Raw genomic sequence first — 14,767 nt, forward strand, 5'->3', positions numbered from 1 at the left:
GGATAGCGCTGTCCCCTCCTTGGGAGGGGTGCCCGGAGGGCGGGGTGGGTAAAACTGCTACAGAATGTAAGTCTCTAGAGGCTGTGAGTTGCCAGGGTGGCCTAGATGACCCACCCCTACCCCTCCCAGGAGGGGACAGTCGAACTGCTTTTCCGAGGATTTTCTAACCTCGAATTCGGATTAGGGAGGGGTTATTGGGGGCTGGGTAGGGCGTGGTGGAGGTTGGTGAAGCTGGCTAGGGTCTTGTCCAGATCGGGCGGCTGACGGGCTTGGGTGGCTTGCTCGATCGCATAGCCCACCGCCAGCAGATCGGGTTCGCTCAGCGCTTTGCCGATCAGGGTTACGCCCAGGGGTTCGCCCGTTTCGGCGTAGCCGATGGGGACGGTGAGGGCGGGGTAGCCAGCGGCGGCGTAGGCTTGGGTGCTGGCGATCAGTACATCAATGCCCGCCTCGGCAAAGAACTGGTCGAGGGTGGTGCGGGCGGTGGTTTGGTGGGTCTCGCGCAGGGTGGTGTAGGCGGCGGAGGGGCTGTCGCTGCGCTGGGCGGTGCTGAGGTGATCTTGGCCGTAGGGAATGCGGTTGGCGGGGTCGGCGTAGTTGAAGGAGACCACATCGATCAGGGCCGTGACGGGCGGGTTGGGCAGGGTGGACAAAAAGGCATTGAGGGAGGCTTTGAAGCCGGGGGGCAGCGCTGCGTTGGCATCCGGTGCTTGGGGCACGGTTTCGTTATCTAGCTCGACGACGGTAATGCCCTGCTGGGTGAGGGCGGCGATCGCGGCGTTAGCGGTTTGATTGGCCATTTGAAACTGGCGCAGGAGGATCGGCAAGGCCGTCAGCCCCTCCGCTGGCAGGTCTGCGGGCGGGTTGGCGAGGAGGGCTTCCAGCTCTGTGATCGTCGCCTCTGGAATCACCGCCACCCCTACCCGCCGTTGCTTGGCTCGCTCCAAATCTAGAAACCGGGTAAAGTCTTCGCTTTGCAACTCCGCCACGGCAGGGTCAGGATTTTCCTCCGATCCCTCGTCGGTGTGGGTGAGGGCGCTGAGCAGGGTGGCTACATCAGTCACCGTGCGGCCCATCGGCCCCGGCACATCCATCCAGTCCACCAGGGGAATAACATAGTCGCCGCTGACCAGGCCGTGGGTGGGTTTCAGCCCCACGATGTTGTTGGTGGCGGCAGGCCGGACGATGGAACCCGCAGTTTCGCTGCCGACGCTGACGGCGGTGAGGTTGGCTGCCACGGACACTGCCGAGCCAGAGCTAGAGCCGAGCGGGTCGAAGGGGCCGTAGGGATGGCGGGTTTGGCCACCCAGGGCACTAAAGCCGCTGGGCATGGCGGGGTCTACATAGTTGGCCCATTCCGATAGGTTGGCCTTGCCGAGGATGACAGCACCCGAATTCCGCAGGTTTTTGACCAGTTGGGCATCGCGATCGCCCCGCCAATCCTTCAGCGCAACAGCTCCGGCGGTGGTGTGCATCTGGTCGCCCGTGGTGATGTTGTCTTTGACCAATACCGGGATGCCGTGCAGCGGCCCCCACAGGTTGCCCTCGGCCCGTTCGGCATCCAGGTTGCGGGCAATGGTCAACGCTTCAGGATTCAACTCCATCACCGAGTTGAGCTGGTTAACGTCGTAGCGCTGGATGCGATCGAGGTAGTAGACCACCAGCTCCTCGGCGGTGAGGTCGCCGCTGGCCATCCGTTGCTGCAATTGGGAAATCGTCGCTTCCAGCACCAGGGCATCGAGGGCGCTGCGCCGTGCGGCGGAAAAGTTGGCTAGGGCAGACTCAAAGGGGCTGAAGTCGCGCAGGCGCTTGCTGGTGTAGTCGGGTTCTGACACTGGAAACTCCGTGGGGTAGGCGCGGGCAGGGCCTGCGGGGGGTGGGGGAACGGCGGCGGCGTGGGTGGCCAGGGTGAGGGCGATCGCCGCCAAGGCCAGCAGTAAGATGCGACGTAAAAATTTCATAGCGAGTGACCTGAGAAGGGTTTATCAGGGCTGGCCTACGGTAGTCCTGGTGGTGGAATGTTTTGGTTTGGTCGTGAAATATCGGTAGGCAATGATTAATGCCAGACCCCAGATAGCGGTGGCAATCAAACTGTTTTCGGGACCAAACGCGCCACCACTCAACCAGGAAATAGCAGTTTCCGTCGGTGCCAACCTGAATACTGAGGTGTCGCGGGGCAGATCGCTAACCGGAAAACCAAAGGCATTGCCCTGAAACCAGTTCCAACCCGTGTGGATGCCGCACACCAGCCACAGCGATCCCTGGCGCAGCGCGACCAAAGTGGCAAGCAAGGCAAAAAGCACAATGTTGAGACCCGCCAAGGGTTGGCTAAAACCCCCAGAAACCAGATGGAGTGCTGAGAAGACTATCGCTGGCAACAGCACGGCCAACCACCCCGATAACTGCAAAGCACCCACCTGCACCTGGTAGCCCCGGCAAATCCTCTCCTCAGCAGAGCTTTGCACCGCCCAAACGGGAGCCAGAGCCAGGAAAGGCAGCAGTGCAGCCCAACCGCTGAGAGAACCAACAGCCGTTGGTACCGCTTGATATTGACCGAGTAGCAGCAGAATCAAGGTTACGGTACTGAGCATGATGGCCCCGATCGCCACTCTAGCCAGGAACCGATATGCCCAATTGCGCCCTCGAAATCCCAGCGAACTTACTGGTCGTCTTTCTTTCAACCTCACCCAAAGTGCCAGAACTGTGATGGTAATTGCATTCGTAATGCCTTCAAAAATTTGCCCTGGAATTGACGTGACCGAGAATTGGAACAGGGCTTCACGAATCAACTCCATCGTCACCATGACGCCTAGCAATGCCACGAATAGACTAAACAGGTAGGCGAGCCACCATCGCGTCGGTCGTCTGGCTTCTGTTGCAGCCATGACCAATGGGGATTTTCGAAGATCATCTAGATGCATATCAAAAATTCTGCTATCAAATTAGGCTTAATCAGAAAGAAATGGAATTGGGGGAAGCGGCGATCGCCCGCTCTGGTACTTGCTTGATCTGCAACCACATCACAATGCCCAAAATGAGTTGAATGGGGTCGCCGAATTGCACGATCGATTTCATCTTCATCGCCGTGGCAGTTTGTTCATCCACCAGCGACCCTGCCATAATCTGCACAAAGTCCCACAGCCAGTGGTAGATAATTAACGGCAGGATGTTGTTAAGTTTGAGCATCAGCGGCGCAAAGAAAAAGCCAAACTGAAAGGTATTGAGCAGTTGGATGGGGACAGCCAGTAAAGGAACGCCCCCAAACACATTCACCGCATGCAGGAGGGAGAAGGCGATCGCGCTCACCAACATCGCCCAACGGGAGCATCCCACTTTCGCGAAAACAGTGCGAAGGGTGAGAATGGGAGGGTAGCCCCAGGGATGACTCACCAGGACACCTGAAGACCAAAAGCGATTGGAAGCTTGTACAGCAGAGATCGCCGAGATTTTGTATCGCAATAGCAACCGAGAGGGGCTCGATAGTCTAGAAGGCATCGAGCAGACTGTACGACGGCAAATGCTAGAGGAGGTGAGCCCTCGAGTTGCCCTTTTTTTGTCAACCAGAAAGCCTACCCCGCCCGAGGCCGGGTTCGCCGATTGAAGAGTTTGGTAGGGGTCCTTGAGATTCGTCAAAGTCAGGCAGAACGGTTAGGCGTAAAGGCTTACAGCCGTCTCAGTGGTGGCCTAGAGAAAGCCAACCTACGCTTAAGTGCCAACGAATCGTTTCAAGATGCAGAGGATGACATCGTAGCCCTGACCGGGATGCGGGTCGGGCACTCGACCCAACAACGTCTGGTGGGGCGTCAGTCGTTCGAGTCTGCCGAGGCTAAACAAGGCGTCAGTGAGGTCAGCATTGATGGCGGCAAAGTCCGTCTGCGTGACCTGCTAGAGTCCGATAGCCCGTGGCGAGACTACAAAGCGGTGCGGGTGGAGGGGATTTATTACAACGCCTTCTTCCAAGACAATGACAGCTTGATTGATTATCTCAGCGCTCAACGCTTGCTCTCCCCACTGGTCTGTCTGGGCGATGGTCACGCTGGGGTGTGGAATCTGTTTGCTCAACTCACCACCGTTGAGACCCGTTGGGAAATCCTCGATTGGTACCATCTCAAAGAAAACCTCTACAAAGTCGGTGGGTCGCTCAAGCGCTTAGCAGCGGCGGAAATGCTGTTATGGCAAGGTCAAGTGGAAGCCGCCAGGGCCCTCTTTGCCGACTGTCGGCGCAAGCAAGCCCGCAATTTTGAAGCCTATCTGAGCACCCATCGCTCTCGCATCGTGAATTATGGGTTCTACCAGGCTGAGCAACTCTGTTCTATTGGATCAGGAGCCGTAGAATCGGCTGTCAAACAGATTGGGCGACGCCTCCAAATTTCGGGTGCTCGCTGGAATACGGCCTCCGTTAATGCCATGTTGAGTCTGCGCTGTGCCTACCTCAATGGACAGCTCGCCAGTTGACTGTTTCATCGAAAGTGGGATGCTCCTTCGCCCAACGGACTCGCCCGGTGGTCAAAAAGGCGTGCAACACAATGCCCCGATACATGATTTCTTCCCCAAACCCGACTAACAGGGTGGTGAAGCCAACCAGGGCAAACGATTGCCATTGAGCGGCACTGAGGGAGATCCGCGCCAGACCCGACAGAAAGACCACCCACAGGGCAATTAGCACCACGATCAAGGGCAGAAACCATAGCAGTTGCTTGCGATCGAGGGGACGAAAGCCGATCGCCCGCCAGCTGAAATAGCGAGTGACCCAGAAGACATTGATGACATTGAGGATAATCAGGATGAACCAGAACAGGTTCATCATTTCTGGTTGACCGTAGCTAATGCCCAGGAATGTTTTCATGTAAAACATCCCAATGCCCATGATTGCGGTGTAGACGAATGCCGCCAGGATAGCGATTTTGGGTTTTGAGAGTGATGCAAGCTGATCCATCATCGTTCAGTTTCCTTTCTATGCAATGGTTTCGGCTCAGAGGATGTTTTAAAAGTCCTGTCTCTTGTAGTAAAAGTAGAGATCCCCCTAAATCCCCCTTAAAAAGGGGGACTTTTACCCACCTTTTTAAGGGGGGCAGGGGGGATCGGCAAGTGACTAAAGCTACCGTAGATCCCTTTTCAAACGCGCTCTCAGACCGCGATCGCCGCTTTCCTGTCCCGCATCCGCGTTAGCTCATCACGCCAGGACGCGACAAGCTGATCTTTGTCTGGAGACTGGCCCATCTGCTTAACGCGCCATTTACGGAAAGCAAGCTCGTTTTGCGCCCGGACGATCGCCGCTGAGGTGCGTCGATCGGTGCCGTCAATGCGGCGGGTGCGAAAGATGCGATCGCCCTTTACCGCCTCGTACTCAGCAGGTGTAATGACAGGTTCTGTCTCATCGGCCAGCTGTTCCCGAATCACATTGCGTTCCCAAACGCCGCTCTGCCAGACCATCACAAGGGTGATCACGACAAAGGGGAGGAGCAGGATGAAATTCTGGATGCTACCCTGCAACAAACCAAGCCAAAAGGGTGGATCGATGGGAATCACGCCTTTGCTGCTGGCAGCAGCTTTGCCACCGTTCAAAACAATCATCAGGGTGATCAGCAGACCCATGCCGTTGTTCACCAGATGGGCCGAAAACCCCAGCAGCCAGCCTCCAATGGGAGCCACGTAGCGTAACCAGGGGCGGGTGGTCTGCCGCGCCAGACCCAGACCCATGCCAAACAATCCGGTGTAGAGCGCATGACCACCCAGCCCCAGTAACGAGTGGCGCACCGCCAGTTGTCCCCCCCAGGGTGCAACACCTGTATCGGCAAAGACGTTTGCGACATAAAAAGGGGCTTCTAAGAAATTGAACCCAATGCCGACCAACGCTCCATAGATAAAACCATCGCGCACATTATCAAACTCGGCCCGCAGCAGCCAGAACAGCAGCACGAGGGCCAGTCCCTTGGTGGTTTCCTCAACGATAGGCCCCGCCAGGGGAGCGGCGATCGCCATCCTGGCATTGTCACCGAGCAACTGCTGAATATCAGGATGCAGGGTGAGGTACTGATCAACACCGCCGATGATCAGATCGTTGATGGGTTTGGCGATCGCCGTTGCAATCAGAGAACCCCACAAAAAAGTCAGGATATACAGCCAGGTGGTTTCATGCTCCCGACGATCGAGGAACCATAGAATGGCTAAGGGAATAATGGAGAGTAAACCACCCCACAACAACGCAACCAAAAATACCTTCAGGGCATCCGGTTGCAATGGCGTGAGAATGTTTTTGACAATGAAACTGGTGCCGATGATCACCAATACTGTCAATACAATCACGGCAAATTTGGCAACTTTGGGGCGGCTTAAGGGTGAGCCATAGAGAACGCGGGCGGAGTCAGTTAATGACATGGGGCACCTCATGATCTAGGATGAACGGTATTACTCGTACTTGAAAATAGGTTTGACCTCATCAATACAGCGGTGATTCGATGGTTGATTGGGATCAGCCAGGAAATCGAGGGCGATCGCCTCTACACAGGTCGCGGCTGGGGTGCCCCCTGGTGCAAACATCGAGCCATGACCTACACCGGGGAAGGTGTAGACATGGGCATTCTGGAAATTGCGGGCGACGGCCTCGCCGTAGCGTTGGGGCGTGACCGGGTCGTAGCCGCCATTCAGCACTAAGACAGGAATCTCGGTGTTGTCGTAGGCGAAGACTGGCTCTCGCTCAACCTGAAGCAGGTCGCAGAAGTGCTGATAAGAAGCACTCTCATTCTCCCCGATTGCGATCAGCTGCTCGTAGGGGGCGGGAAACACGGTAGACGGATCTACTGCTATGGAATCGACCCGCGAACAGAGCACCGTGTGATACATGCCTGTGCCACTATCATCGTCCCGGAGCGCCTTCGAGAGTTCGGATACGGCCCAGCTAAAATCTCCCTCAGCCGCCTGATAAATGTTCTTGGGCAGGGCTGAGGCATTCCCACTGTTGGCGATATAGGGTTCAAAAAACATCAAGAATTCGTCTCGGTCTAGCGTAGTTTCGAGGGTTTCCTCGGTGTCGGGGATTTTGAGCGTCAGCGGCACGGGGGTTTGCTCTAGCCGATCCAGCAGGCTCAGAAAGACGGTTTCCAGGTTGGGATAGGTCTGATTACACTGGGCATCGGCGGCGCAGGCGGCAAACAGGTTGCGCAGTGCCCCGCTCAAGGTATAGGTGGCGGCCAGGTTAAAGTCGATATTTGTCGTCACCACCCCGTCGAGGATCGCACTGCGGAGCTGGGCGGTGTGTTCCTCCGCCTGCTCTAGCACGTACTGCCCCAGCAGCGTGCCATAGGACACCCCGTAGTAATTAAACTGGTCGTAGCCCAGGGCTTCGGCCACCGCATAGATATCGGCGGCATTTTCGATGGTGTTGAAGGCGTTGGGGTTAATGCCTGCGGCAAGGCTGCGATCGCGGCAGGCCACCATCCACTGGGTATCGGTGGGGGCGATCTCGTCGCGAGCCACCGCTATATTGTGCTCGGTTTTCTCGGGGCAGTTAAAGAAGGGGCGTGAATGCCCAGTGCCCCGCTGATCGACAAACACCAGATCGCGCGCTTGCAGCAAGGCGGGCAACACCGGAAGGTTGGGTAATATATCGACCGCAAAGGTTTTAATGGTAGTGCTGCCAGGGCCACCATTTTCGATAAACAAGGGATCGGGGGCAGGGTTGTTGCCAATGCTGCGGGTTCTCACCACCGCCACCTGAATAGTCGGCCCATCGGGCTGGCTGTGGCGCTCGGGCACGGTGACATAGCCACAGTCAGACATGGCGCTTTGCAGCGCGTTCAGGCCAAAGGTAGAGCAGTCGGTAGATTCCCACGCGGGGCTGGTGGGGGGAGTGGCGATCGCTGGCCTGGCCATGGCGATGGCAACGCCCAGGGCGGTGAATCCGATCAAACGAGTGAAGAAGTGAGTCATAGGGGTATTTCCTAGATGGATAGAAAAAACGAGTCAGCCAAGCGGATTCGCCGCATCGCCGCCAGAAGTCGCTCACAAAATATCGATAGTGTTTAAGCGCCATCTGCTCTAGTGCGTCTGCACGCTCTAGAAGTTCACTGTCTAAAGGTTCGTAGAATACGGCGCTGCCAAATCCAGCCTGACTGGGAGGGCCATAGATCGCATGCAAGTTGGCAACACAGTCTGGAGCCTGGGGCTGCGGGTTAGATGGATTTAACATGACTCAGTTTGGTAGAGGCAAACCGCGGCGATCGCAATTTTGGGTTTTGAAGCGAGGACTGCATTCATGGCAAACGCACCCTGAATTTAGAGGATGAATTTTGTCTTATTCGCAAGTTCTTTAGGAGGGGGCAGGTTTTGGGAGTCAGGTTATTGCTCCGCAACGCCGACGCGAACAGGTCTGAAAAAGTAGCAGAAAAAAGCGCTCAGTCAAAGGCTGAGCACTTTTGATAAATGAAGCAACTTCTAGCAGGGTTCGCGGGTCGGATCGCACATGGTGCTGGGGTCTTCACCAACCGACACCGGAGGAATGGTGTAGTCGTAGAAAGTCGTCCCGGTGACTTCATTAAAGACAAGCACCCGACCCGTGCTAGGAGTCAGCACCACGCGCACACGCCCATCGGTGCCGGAATAATCGGGCCCTGGCAGCTTGGTCAGTGTGCCCCGGAAGTTAAATTCTGCTTCGGTGATCTGAATGTTGATGTGGTTGTAGTCAATGACCGTAGTGTAAGTAACCGGATTGCCGCTAGTGTTGGCGCTGGCGGCTGGAATGCCCGCCGTGTCCCAATACACGTAGATCGACTCGTTGGCAAAGCGATAGATTTGACCGCGATCGCCCAATCCCGATTGCCGATAGGCCGGCTGCCCATTTTGATCCACATAGTTTCCGGGCTGGCTGCCCACGGGGGTCAGGTCATAGCGCCGCCCGTCTTGCAATTGAATGCCCACATTGCCCTGGCGCTGAGAAAAGGTGCAGGCCGTCACCGCCGAAGCCCGATCTTCACCACGCGGATAAATATCGCAGCGGGCATCGACCGTATCTGCCTTTGCTGCAAAGGGAATCGCAGACGCAACGGCAGCTATTACTGCAACAAGAAGGTACTGAATTTTCATTGTTAAATCTCAAGTTTGTCCAGATTGTGTGTAAACGCAAGCATTCTCCCCGCATTTACACACAATCAAATCAATAGTACAAGTTTCCAATCGCTTTTGGTCTTCAGGTGTCATGGTGAGTCATCCCTGGGGCTACCCTCCCATTCTCACCCTTCGCACTGTTTTCGCGAAAGTGGGATGCTCCCGTGGGTAAGGGACACACTATGAATCCTGAAAACCGAGATCCTGAAAAACAAGATCTTGAAAAACGGCGAATTGCTAAACGCAAACGCGGGATTGTTCTGAGTGATTATGGGCTGAGTCGTTTGCAAGGGGCGATCGCCCGTTTCGAGGCAGAGCAAAACGGCGGCGATCGCTACAGTGCCGAAGCGTTGAGCGATCTGGCGGACGTGTCTCCGTCGTCAATTCGTCGGCTGTGGGCGGCGCAGGCGGGTGTAGATCAAAAGACACTGCGAAAGATTTTCAACACCTTTGGGTTGACACTCACGGATGCCGACCTCCAGCCGGTTGACGGTTTTAATCCAGCAACGCTTTCCCAACCGCAAGTGGACGTTTCCTTAGGGCGATCGCTCCACCGCTATCCCAGCGGTCCCTTGCCGCTCCAGTCATCGCTCTACATTTACCGAGAACCGATCGAAGCGTTAGCTTTTCACGAAATGACCCAAGTTGGCTGTGTGGTGCGAATCAAAGCGCCGCCTGGCTTTGGCAAAACGTCGCTGCTGCTGCGGATGCTCGATCAGGCTCAGCAGTTGGGATATGCGATCGCCTCGATCGACCTCCAGCAAGCCGAAACTGATATTCTGGAAAATCCCAATCAGTTTTTGCAATGGTTTAGCATGTCGCTGGCGATGAAGCTGGGGCTAGTGCCGCCCCCCGAAAACCCCTGGGGGGAGGCGATCGGCATGAGTTTTAGCACCACGCTCTATGTGCGAAATCAGCTCCTGTCTTCGATTCAGCGTCCTGTGCTGCTGGCGATCAACGCAATCGATCGCGTGTTTGCCCATCCTGCAACTGCGCAGGCTTTTTTGCCTCTGCTGCGCTCCTGGCATGAGGAAGCCGGACATGATGCCGTCTGGCAACACCTGCGCCTCGTCGTCACCTATGCCACCGACCGCTATTTGCTGCTCGACATCATCTTTTTACCGTTTAATGTTGGGCTGCCGCTGGCACTGCCCGAATTCACCCCCAATCAAGTGCTGGAGCTAGCGCAACGGTATGCTCTATCCTGGAGCGAGGCAGAGGCCAATCGGCTGATGGCGCTGGTCGGCGGGCATCCTACCCTGGTACATTTGGCGATTCACCACATTGCCCGTCAACCGTCTTCGTTAGATGCGTTTTTGGAGGCCGCTACAACGCCTCAAGGGGCATACCAGAGATATTTACAGACGATGTTTGCCTCGCTGCAAGATCTGCCCTGGACGATGGAGCCGCTGAAGGCTCTGCTTCAGCCTTCAGGCGTGAGTGTTTTAGATCCCATGCTGGCGTTTAAGTTAGAAGGCGCAGGATTAGTCATTCCAACGCCCAACGGTTGGCGACTCAGTTGTGAGTTGTATCGCTATTATCTAAAGCGCTACATTCTGACCGAGTGATGCGTTTTCCTGAGATGTTGTCGCCCTGGTTCAAGGAGTCATTCATAATAAAGCAACAGCAAATCAAGGCGTCCCCTGGTGATTACGTCCCCACGCTTTAAAGTTGGCGGCTGCCTCCATGCCAACGCTCCCAATTATGTGGAGCGCCAGGCAGATACAGATTTGTACGACGCATTGCGATCGCGCGAGTTTTGCTACGTCTTTAGTTCGCGCCAAATGGGGAAATCGTCGCTGCTGGTGCGGGTGAAGGAGCGACTGCAAGCCGAGGGAGCCTGCTGCATTTATCTGGATATGACGCGCCTGGGTGGCACCGATCTCACCCAGCAGCAGTGGATTGCGGGCGTGGGGATCAGTCTGATTCAGGGGTTGAAACTGCCGCCGCAGGTTGACTTTTTGCAATGGTGGAAAGCGCGAGAAGCCCTGCCGCTGATGCAGCGCCTGAGCCAGCTTGTGGAAGAGGTGATCTTGCCGTCGGGGGGCGATCGCCCCATTTACGTGCTGATTGACGAGATCGACAGCCTGCTGGGGCTACCGTTTTCCACCGATGCGTTTTTTGCCTGGATGCGGGCGTGCTATAACCAGCGATCGCACGATGAGCAGTATCATCGCCTGACCTTTGCGCTGTTTGGAGTCGCCACCCCCTCCGATTTGATTGCCGACAAACAGCTCACGCCGTTCAACATTGGTCAGGCGATTCAGCTAGAAGGGTTCACCTTCGCCGAAAGCGCCCCGCTATTGCCGGGACTAGAGCCGTTTGTAGACGCTCCATCAGCAGTGCTGCAAGCCATTTTGAGCTGGACAGGCGGGCAACCGTTTTTGACCCAAAAGCTGTGTCAGCTTGTCGTCAAACAGGCGCAACAGGCGGAAACGCTGCCGCTGCGGTTGCCTGCGGGCACGGCTGATCTATGGATCGAAGAACTCGTGCGATCGCACATCCTCAGCCATTGGGAATCACAGGACGAACCCATCCACCTGCGTACCATTCGCGACCATCTGTTTTGGCACGAAAACCGCATTGCGCGATTGCTGGGGCTGTATCAGCAACTACTCCAAGGAAAGCCTGTCTACACCGACGACAGTCGTGAGCAAATCGACTTGCTGCTGTCGGGGTTGGTGGTGCGGCGGGAAAATCAGCTCGCCATCAAAAACCGCATCTATCGCCAGGTGTTTACCCCAGCTTGGGTCGAGCAACAATTGCACCGGCTGCGTCCCTATTCGGTCAACCTAGATGCCTGGGTCGAGTCAGGACGACAGGACGACTCTCGCCTATTGCGAGGGCAAACCCTGCTAGAGGTAGAGCAATGGGCCAGGAATAAAAGCCTCAGCGACCTGGACTATCAATTTTTGGCAGCTAGCCAGGATATTGAGCGGCAGTCTATTCAGCAGCAGCTCACCGCCAAGGCCGAGAGCGAGCGCTTCTTTCGTCAGTTGGCAGAAGCGGTGCCGCAGATTGTGTGGATTGTGGAACCCGACGGCAGGCTATCTTACACAAATCAGCAAGGCAACGACTTTTCGGGGCGATCGCTAGGCGATGTGCAAGATTGGAAACGCCTGGATATCGTTCATCCCGAAGATCGTCCCCTCAGCTTGGCTGCCTGGAAGCATTCCCTGGAAACAGGCGAGCCTTATGAACTTCAGCTCAGGATGATGGACAGTGAGGGAACCTATCGCTGGTTTCTCAACCGCGCCATTCCCATTCGCGATGGGGCGGGAAATATCGTCAAATGGTTTGGCACCAGCACTGACCTCGACACGCTCAAACGGGAAGAGGAAAATCGACGACTGCGCGAAGTGGAGAAGCGTCTGCGATTGCAGCGCTGGCTCTTGGGCACGATCAGCACTGCATTTGTGATTGCCAGTGGCTTGGGGCTTTATGCCGCTGCCCAAAAACGTCAGGCCTCGCTGCGCGAAATCGAGGCGATCGCCAACATCGCCGAGGCCCAATTTGCTTCGGGCAATCGATTGGATGCACTCGTCACGTCGATTCAAGCCTATACGCAGCTAGACCGGATCGGCCGGGTGCCCGCCGAACTAGCGACCCAAGTTGAGCGAGAACTGCACCGCATCACCGTTCAAGTGGTTGAGCGCCATCGCCTGAACGCCAACAAAGGACGAGTGCGGGGATTGGCGATCAGTCCTGATGGTCAGCGCATTGCCGCAACCTATGATCAGTCTACTATTGTCCTCTGGAAACCCAACGGGACGACTTTGAACACGATTCCAGAAAAGGCGCGGGAGGTTGTCTTCAGCCCCGATGGTCAAACCCTGGTGGGGGCAATGGACGATGCCACCATGCGGCTGTGGCGCACAGATGGCACACCCGTGGCAACGCTCAAAGGGCACCCAGATCGCGTGCTGTCGGTGGCGATTAGCCCCGATGGACAGTGGATTGCCTCAGCCGGCAACGACAAGCTGATCAAACTCTGGCACACCGACGGCAAACTCGTCCGCACCTTGAGCGGACATCGCGGCGTCATCTGGAAGGTGGTATTTAGCCCGGATGGGCGATCGCTCGCTTCTGCCAGTGCCGACAACACGGTGATGCTGTGGGATCTAGACGGCACTCCCCGTCGCACCTTCCGCAATCCCACGCCTTCCACCGACGGGGAAAATCGACTCCTGAGCGTTGCCTTTAGCCCCGATGGGACAAGGCTGGTGGCGGGCGATTCCTATGGCAACATCCTCTGGTGGAACCTGGATGGCACCTTACTCAACACCACGTCCGAGCATCGCAAGGCGGTGGGGAATTTAGTCTTTAGCCCCGATGGGCAAACCTTGGCATCGGGCAGTTGGGACAATACCATCAAACTGTGGAATCTAGAAGGAACGGTGATTCGATCGCTTCCAGGGCATCCTAGCGGCACGCTGGCGCTGGCGTTTAGCCCGGATGGCGATCGCCTGATTTCCGGGGGAGAAGATGACCTGGTTCGAGTTTGGCAGTTGTCCTCTCGCTTTACGACGGTCTTTCGGGGCCATCGCGCCTCTGTGTGGAGCGTCACGGTTGCACCCAATCGCGGCACCAATCGCGGCACTGCTGCTCCGGTGGCGGAACCAGTTGTGTGGTCTTCTAGCACCGACGGCACGATTAAACGCTGGACACCTCAGGGGCAACTATTGCAAACACTGACCGCTGCCCGTGGAGAAGTTTGGGCTGTTGACACCAGTCCAGATGGGCAAATGATGGTCACTGCCCACAACGACGGTACCCTGGCGCTTTGGAACCCAGACGGCACCCTCATCCAAACGATCAATGCCCATCGGGAAACAGCATTTGATGTGGCGTTTAACCCCAGCAGCACCGAGGTTGCATCTGTGAGTTGGGATGGCACTATCAAACGGTGGCAGTTGGATGGCACCTTAATTCAAATCCTCAAGAGAAGCGCTGAACCGTCGTTGGACAAACTCAGCGATCGCCTCAATGCAGTTGCCTATAGTCCCGACAATCAATGGCTGGCCGTTGGTGGTCGAGATCAGATCCTTTACCTGTGGCGACGCAACGCCAATGGGCAGTTTTCGCCTCAGCCGCAGCGGGCGCTGAGCAGTCATGAAGACACCATTTGGGATGTAGCCTTTAGCCCAGATGGGCAAATGGTGGCAACTGCTAGTGAAGACAATACGATCAAGCTGTGGTCGCTAGATGGAACGCTGATTCACACGCTAAAAGGACATGGCGATCGCGTCAATGCGCTCACCTTTATTCCCGCAGATGCTGGACTTCCCGCAGAGTGGGGCACGGTCATTGCCTCTGCCAGTTGGGATAAAACGATTAAACTTTGGAAGCTAGACGGAACGCTATTGCACACGCTAGAAGGACATGAAGAGCGAGCGCTAGATGTGGCGTTTTATCCTGCTGCTGCAAATCAGAAAGCACTGCTCGCGTCTGCGGGATTGGATAATTTGGTGATTCTCTGGCAACTCGATCGGGTATTCGATACGGAACAGATCCTAAACGCGGGGTGTGAATGGGTTCGGGATTATGTGCAAATGCGCCAAAAGCAGGGCGATCGCTCCTCGATTTGCAAACGCAATTAGCGATCAAGAATCAGCAAAATTTGAAATTCGTGCCACCACTGTGCAACCCCTTGAAACGCCCTTGA

The 14,767-nt window shown here is 56.1% G+C and carries 10 protein-coding genes; 3 read left to right on the plus strand and 7 right to left on the minus strand.

Annotated elements, in window-relative coordinates; genetic code table 11:
* Window positions 1–191 precede the first annotated feature (191 nt).
* The 3 genes from JTM80_RS12960 to JTM80_RS12970 all read right to left on the minus strand — a co-directional run bounded on the left by JTM80_RS12960 (window position 192) and on the right by JTM80_RS12970 (window position 3,333).
* A complete protein-coding gene (locus JTM80_RS12960) occupies window positions 192–1,961 on the minus strand; it encodes an amidase family protein (RefSeq protein ID WP_172356001.1) in 1,770 nt (589 codons plus the stop codon).
* A 24-nt stretch (window positions 1,962–1,985) separates the two neighbouring features.
* Window positions 1,986–2,885: a CPBP family intramembrane glutamic endopeptidase gene (locus JTM80_RS12965; RefSeq protein ID WP_172355998.1), complete on the minus strand. Its 900-nt coding sequence runs from the start codon at window positions 2,883–2,885 to the stop codon at window positions 1,986–1,988.
* A gap of 67 nt (window positions 2,886–2,952) precedes the next feature.
* A complete protein-coding gene (locus tag JTM80_RS12970) occupies window positions 2,953–3,333 on the minus strand; it encodes a CPBP family intramembrane glutamic endopeptidase (protein WP_205369563.1) in 381 nt (126 codons plus the stop codon).
* Window positions 3,334–3,415: 82 nt separating this feature from the next.
* Between JTM80_RS12970 and JTM80_RS12975 the strand changes: the two genes are divergently transcribed.
* Window positions 3,416–4,455, plus strand: a protein-coding gene (locus tag JTM80_RS12975) for an ISKra4 family transposase (protein WP_172355286.1) whose coding sequence is annotated in 2 segments (ribosomal slippage) — window positions 3,416–3,548 and window positions 3,548–4,455 — 1,041 coding nt in all. Because the reading frame shifts where the segments join, the coding sequence is not laid out codon by codon here.
* Here JTM80_RS12975 and JTM80_RS12980 read toward each other — a convergent pair.
* From JTM80_RS12980 to JTM80_RS12995, 4 genes are all read right to left on the minus strand, one after another.
* Complete coding sequence (locus JTM80_RS12980; RefSeq protein ID WP_172355994.1) at window positions 4,433–4,939, minus strand: hypothetical protein; 507 nt, start codon at window positions 4,937–4,939, stop codon at window positions 4,433–4,435. The genes JTM80_RS12975 and JTM80_RS12980 overlap by 23 nt on opposite strands.
* A gap of 188 nt (window positions 4,940–5,127) precedes the next feature.
* Window positions 5,128–6,378 (minus strand): PrsW family intramembrane metalloprotease, encoded by a 1,251-nt coding sequence (locus JTM80_RS12985; protein ID WP_172355992.1) that lies wholly within the window; start codon window positions 6,376–6,378, stop codon window positions 5,128–5,130.
* Between the two features lie 30 nt (window positions 6,379–6,408).
* Window positions 6,409–7,929 (minus strand): alpha/beta fold hydrolase, encoded by a 1,521-nt coding sequence (locus JTM80_RS12990; protein WP_172355990.1) that lies wholly within the window; start codon window positions 7,927–7,929, stop codon window positions 6,409–6,411.
* A 504-nt stretch (window positions 7,930–8,433) separates the two neighbouring features.
* Window positions 8,434–9,081, minus strand: a complete 648-nt coding sequence (locus tag JTM80_RS12995) for a hypothetical protein (protein WP_205369565.1) — start codon at window positions 9,079–9,081, stop codon at window positions 8,434–8,436.
* Between the two features lie 203 nt (window positions 9,082–9,284).
* Between JTM80_RS12995 and JTM80_RS13000 the strand changes: the two genes are divergently transcribed.
* Complete coding sequence (locus JTM80_RS13000) at window positions 9,285–10,670, plus strand: AAA-like domain-containing protein (RefSeq protein WP_172355988.1); 1,386 nt, start codon at window positions 9,285–9,287, stop codon at window positions 10,668–10,670.
* 78 nt (window positions 10,671–10,748) lie between these two features.
* A complete protein-coding gene (locus JTM80_RS13005) occupies window positions 10,749–14,702 on the plus strand; it encodes an AAA-like domain-containing protein (RefSeq protein ID WP_172355986.1) in 3,954 nt (1,317 codons plus the stop codon).
* The last annotated feature ends 65 nt before the right edge of the window (window positions 14,703–14,767 follow it).

Origin of the sequence: Thermoleptolyngbya sp. PKUAC-SCTB121 (assembly GCF_016919485.1) — a bacterium.
Taxonomy (GTDB): Bacteria; Cyanobacteriota; Cyanobacteriia; order Elainellales; family Elainellaceae; genus Thermoleptolyngbya; species Thermoleptolyngbya sichuanensis.

Coding starts and splice junctions, on each gene's coding strand:
- JTM80_RS12965 (WP_172355998.1), bottom strand. CDS start 2,885: ATGGCTGCAACAGAAGCCAGACGACCGACGCGATGGTGGCTCGCCTAC.
- JTM80_RS12995 (WP_205369565.1), bottom strand. CDS start 9,081: ATGAAAATTCAGTACCTTCTTGTTGCAGTAATAGCTGCCGTTGCGTCT.
- JTM80_RS13000 (WP_172355988.1), top strand. CDS start 9,285: ATGAATCCTGAAAACCGAGATCCTGAAAAACAAGATCTTGAAAAACGG.
- JTM80_RS12985 (WP_172355992.1), bottom strand. CDS start 6,378: ATGTCATTAACTGACTCCGCCCGCGTTCTCTATGGCTCACCCTTAAGC.
- JTM80_RS12980 (WP_172355994.1), bottom strand. CDS start 4,939: ATGATGGATCAGCTTGCATCACTCTCAAAACCCAAAATCGCTATCCTG.
- JTM80_RS12960 (WP_172356001.1), bottom strand. CDS start 1,961: ATGAAATTTTTACGTCGCATCTTACTGCTGGCCTTGGCGGCGATCGCC.
- JTM80_RS12990 (WP_172355990.1), bottom strand. CDS start 7,929: ATGACTCACTTCTTCACTCGTTTGATCGGATTCACCGCCCTGGGCGTT.